Origin of the sequence: Acidiphilium sp., assembly GCF_049977125.1 — a bacterium.
GTDB lineage: Bacteria > Pseudomonadota > Alphaproteobacteria > Acetobacterales > Acetobacteraceae > Acidiphilium.
The window spans coordinates 1-4776 of sequence record NZ_JBMFGY010000181.1; the positions used below are offsets into that span (position 1 = coordinate 1).

General features: G+C 62.6%; 4 protein-coding genes and 1 pseudogene. All 5 read left to right on the forward strand.

The annotated features are described in order from the left end of the window. Window positions 1–634 precede the first annotated feature (634 nt). On the forward strand, window positions 635–1387 hold the full coding sequence (locus ACP5E6_RS16165) for a hypothetical protein (protein ID WP_427955817.1): 753 nt from the start codon (window positions 635–637) through the stop codon (window positions 1385–1387). A gap of 98 nt (window positions 1388–1485) precedes the next feature. Continuing rightward, on the forward strand, window positions 1486–2115 hold the full coding sequence (locus tag ACP5E6_RS16170) for a DotI/IcmL/TraM family protein (protein WP_427955819.1): 630 nt from the start codon (window positions 1486–1488) through the stop codon (window positions 2113–2115). Next, window positions 2112–2810, forward strand: a complete 699-nt coding sequence (locus tag ACP5E6_RS16175) for a DotI/IcmL family type IV secretion protein (RefSeq protein ID WP_427955821.1) — start codon at window positions 2112–2114, stop codon at window positions 2808–2810. Before ACP5E6_RS16170 ends, ACP5E6_RS16175 begins: the two co-directional genes overlap by 4 nt. A 97-nt stretch (window positions 2811–2907) precedes the next feature. Beyond that, a complete protein-coding gene (locus ACP5E6_RS16180) occupies window positions 2908–3894 on the forward strand; it encodes a DotH/IcmK family type IV secretion protein (RefSeq protein WP_427955823.1) in 987 nt (328 codons plus the stop codon). A 2-nt stretch (window positions 3895–3896) separates the two neighbouring features. Then, a pseudogene (locus ACP5E6_RS16185) lies at window positions 3897–4776 on the forward strand (hypothetical protein); the annotation flags it as partial.

A 4776-nucleotide genomic window follows, 5' to 3' on the forward strand; every position in this document is an offset into this window, starting at 1 on the left:
CTACTCGAAATCACAATCGAGTGATCATGAAAGCCAACGGCTTCGATAGGCAATTTTCATCATTTTGCAGAAGCCCTTCTCAGATTCTCTGCAGCCGTGAACATGATCTTGGCGAAATATGCTTTTTGAGGCACGACCCGTCTGAGCATCGAGTCGTAACATTTTGAAATTGAGTCTTTCCCGGAAACTCGGGGGTTTCAGCGTCCACAACTATGTGGCGAGTCTTGATTGTTGAAATTGTCTGCGTTCGCTGGCCGTGGCGTAACGCCATGCGCGCGATGCCGAAAGAGATGCAAACGCCTAACGTTTATTTCGCATGACGATTCGAACTGGTCTGCGGAATGATGAATTGAAAAAACCTTAGACTTCTGCAGGAATAAGGCCGGATACAGCCGCGCCCGCGAAGGCGGGTATTGTCTGCGCCTGTGGCTGCGCGGCCTAAGTTTCGGGGGTTCCCATGTCGACATCGGATGATGATCGATCAGGCTTGGAGTCGGCTGAATCTGTAGACAAACAAACTCGGTTTATCAGTAAACACATAAATACTGTGCAGCACTCCGCGCAGCGCCTGTCAAGCCCAGCGCCCCGTCGAGCCGCTACGGATAAATCGCATGACTGCCTGGGAAAGCCCGGGGTGGAACGGTTTTCGGCACAGACCCGGGTTCTGGGCCGGGCGATGCTGGAGCGGTCGGTGGCCACCGAGATGATCGCGACCGTGCTTGGCCTCGATGATTCGCAGGTCCGCGATCTTGCGGCTGAGCTGGGGGCGGCAGCACCGCCGGATCGGCGGATCCGCCTCGCCGATGACCAAACGCTGATCGCCGGCACATTGAAAACCGCTGATGGAGTGCGGCTCTATACCCCCCGGCAACTGACATATCTCTGCGCCGAATTCCTGACCGAGGCACCGATTGAGGCGATTGCGGAGACGCTGGGGCGGAGCCCTGCGGCGGTCAAGCGGAAAGCCCGTAGCCTCGGTCTGATGCTGCGCCAGCGGCAGCGTCTGCGTGACGATCTGACGGCCCTGATTGAACGGGATGTCGGCCATTCGCAGGCTCGCGAGATGCCGGCATTCCCGCAACTGGGGCGGTGCATCGTGCCGTGGACAAGTGCCCGGACGAAGGCTTTGTGCGAGTTTTGGCTGGAGGGCGCCCGCCCTTCGGAAATTGCGGCCGCACTCGGTTGCAGTGCCCTGTCGGTCTCGACCAAAGCCGTGCGTCTATGTCTGCCGGCCCGCTCACAGAACGAGATTGGCGGTCTCGAAGTTACGGTGGTCGGTTATATCTGCTTCGATCCGGAGCATCATGAATTTTTCTGGTCGACGCGCCGGTCAGCCACGCAATCGGCGTATCGGACGGCCCGCGCGGCTCTACGTGCGGCGGCATGAACCACGGCATCGAAAATCGCGAGAAAAAATCCGTTCCGATTTGCATCATGGCGTTCTTTGCTCACCCGCGATGAAATCACGGGCGGGAGCTTGATGCGATGATGAATACTGAGGAGGCGATCTCCAAGAAGCTGGTCGATCCAGTTTTTCTGCTGCGTCTGATCCGGGTGCAGCAATATGCAAATGGCACGTTTGCTTTAGCGATGCTTCTCGTAGCCGGCATCTGGGGCTGGCAGCGTCTGCATCCGCCGCGGATGATTCCGATTGGCACCTCCCGCAATGGGCGGCCGGAGCAGCTGATCCCGCTCAACCGACCCAGTTTGTCCGATCGGCAGGTTCTGCAATGGGCGAGCACGACGGTGCGGCGCGCCTATGCGATCGACTGGCGCGATTACGCCAGCAAACTCGATCATGATGCCGATCGGTTCACCACCCCCGCGTGGAATCAGTTCGGTCTATCACTCAAGAGGTCTGGCAATCTCGCGAAAATCAAGGCTTCGCGCATGGTCGGCTGGGTCAAGCCCGATGGGGCCGCGCGTATCGTCAATCGGGGTGTCATCGGCCCTTATATTACCTGGGAAATCGTCGATCCCATCACCGTCCATTACGAAAACGAGTCCGAGCAGATCACCGACCCGCTGATCGTCAAACTGTACGTGCGGCGCGTGGCGTTTGGTCACGATCATGCCGGGGTGGCGATCGAGCAGATCAACGCGGTGCCGCAATGAGCGCGTCAAATGGCCTCACCATATCGGCTCTATCGAAAGCAACCGACCTCGACGCGACGGCTCAGGCACGCATCAAAGCGAGCGAGGATCCGGATCCGATCGTCGCCCTATACCAGCGGCTGGTACACTGGACGTGGGTGTCGATCATCCAGGGCTGCACCGCGTTCCCCCTCCTCGCCATCGCGGCCCCGGCCCTGGTCGCCCGGCCGGTGCCGCCGATCGAGGTGATCGGGCGAGCCGGGACGTTCACCGTGACGCCCTTGCGCAATCTCGCGATGAGCGAGACTTTCATCGCCGATTGGGCGGCTTGCACGATCACCGCAGCCTATGCGGTTAACCCGGTAGATTTCCAGACCATTCTCACCAAGGTCCGGAGGCGTTTCACCGCAGCGGCGTGGCGGTCCTTCGCCGCCTCCTACAAAGCTGGCGGTGATGCGAGCGATCTGCACAAGCTGCTCAAGGAGCAGCTGACCGGGTTTGCCCAGACCACAGCCGACCCGGTCGTCGTCCATCGGGGTTTCGGTCATAACGCGACGTTTACCGTGGCCTTCCCGCTGATCGTGACCTGGCAGAACGCCAACGGGCTGGTCTCGCGCCGCTACGACGTGCGGGTTGTCGTACGCCGGGCATCCGTGCGGCGGCATCACTCCGGACTCGCTATCGAAAAATTCACCGCGGAAAGCAAAGGAGTCTGAGATGCAAACCGTCATGCATATGCCCGTGGTGCGACACCCGAGAGCAACGCGGTATCCAGCGATGATCAGCCGGCGGGCATGGGGAGCATGGCTCCGTTTGCCCATCATCGCCGCAGGATTGACCCTCGCAACGCCCGTAGCACGGGCGCAGGCGACCGGGCAGCAGGGCAATCAGCCCCCTCCACCGGCTTTCACCGCGCCACCGGGTGCAAAGCACCCGGCCTTCGATGCGGCAGAACGCAACGAGATCCCGCTCGAGCCCTGGATGATCGAGCGTCTCGCCCATCGCTACCACCAGGATGAGCAAGCAGAGACCGAGGCAACGATCCCGATGCAGGCGGTCCCGGCCACGACGTCGGTTGCAGTGGCATTCGGACCCGGCGGGGTCACCACCATCGTGCGCACGGTGATCGGCTATCCGACCGCGCTGACTTTTGTCGATTCTACCGGCAGCCCCTGGCCGATCGCCTGGACGGAATCGAGCGCCACGGCCAGGGGGGGCGGCGGGGATTGCACCGGCACCGGCGACGTGCCGGCCGCCAGTGCCACGACCGCCGGTGGCGTGCCCGCGGTGATGGCGTCGGGGTTCAATGTGTGCGTCCCGTTCAAGGGTTCGAACACGCTCGAAATCATGCCGCAGGCTCGCTACCCGCGCGGCGGTCTGCTGGTCAATCTCGAGAATGCGCCACAGCCGATCTCCTTCCTATTGGTCTCCGGCACCAAAACCTATGATTCCACAATCGATGTCCGGATCCTGCAATCGGGTCCGGATGCCAAGCCGCAGATCATCGCGCGGCAGGGTGCGCCCGAAACCGGCGCGCCCTTCCTGACCGCCATGCTGAACGGCGAGCCCCCGGCCGCTGCTGTGCCATTGGCGGTGGTCGGGGCGTCACCCGAGGCCATCCGCGCCTGGCGCTATCGGCATCAGCTGTTCCTACGCACGCGCGACACGGTGCTTTCGCCCGAATGGGATGCCAGCGAGCACGGCGTCGGCGGGGTGACGATCTACGCCATGCCCCCGACGCCGGTGGTGCTGATGTCGTCGGGTGGCCACACGTTCTCTGTCAGCTTCAAGGAGGATTGAGCATGGGCTTCCTGCAGAATCTGAGGGGCCGCCGTCCACGGTCACTGCGCCGGATCGGCACGATCGGCGGGGTACTGGCGGTGGTCCTTGGCCTCGGGGCCTATCATGTCCTGGGCGGTGCCAAACCAAAGCCGACGATCGTCTCGGCGACGCAATTGCCGGACACCGACGCGACGCCGGGTGGCGATCATGCGACCCCCTATATCCGCAAGGTCACCGATGATGAGATCCGACGCACGGCGGATCAGGCCGAACGCGCCCATGTCTCGGCAACGGCGGATCTGCCACCGGCAACGGCAGCGGCTCCCGCGACAACGCAGGTTACGCTGCCGGCGCCGGTGCCGCCCCTGCCGCAGGGTGCCCGGACCATCACCACCGATTACGACCCTCCACCCCCGGCGACCAAATCCCCGCCGCAGATCAACACGGCGCGCTACAATGCCTACAAGAACGCCCTGGCCGCCTTGCAGCATCAGATGACTGGGCCGAGCTATGCCACCCATGTCTATGAGAAGAGCGACCCGTCATCCCGGATCGTCAAAGCCTCGGATCCGCCGCCTTCCGCATCCGTCGGTACGGATGCTGTTTCCCGCGCAACGACCTTGATGGCGTCCCGGATCACACCAGCCGAGACCGTCCTGATCCCGGCGGATCACGGCGTCTATGGCAGGACCCTGACCGGGGTGAGCAGCGACCAGTCGAATGCGACGGTCGTGGTCCAGGCCGAAAGCGGGCCAATCGCGGGCGACCGGATGAGCGGGCATTTCTCAAGCGAAGGGGACCGGCTGGTGGTCACACTGACGGAATTGTCGCTTCAGGACGGTCAGCAGATGCCGATCGATGCGGTGCTGGTGGCTCCGGATTCCATGGAGGAGGCGGTCG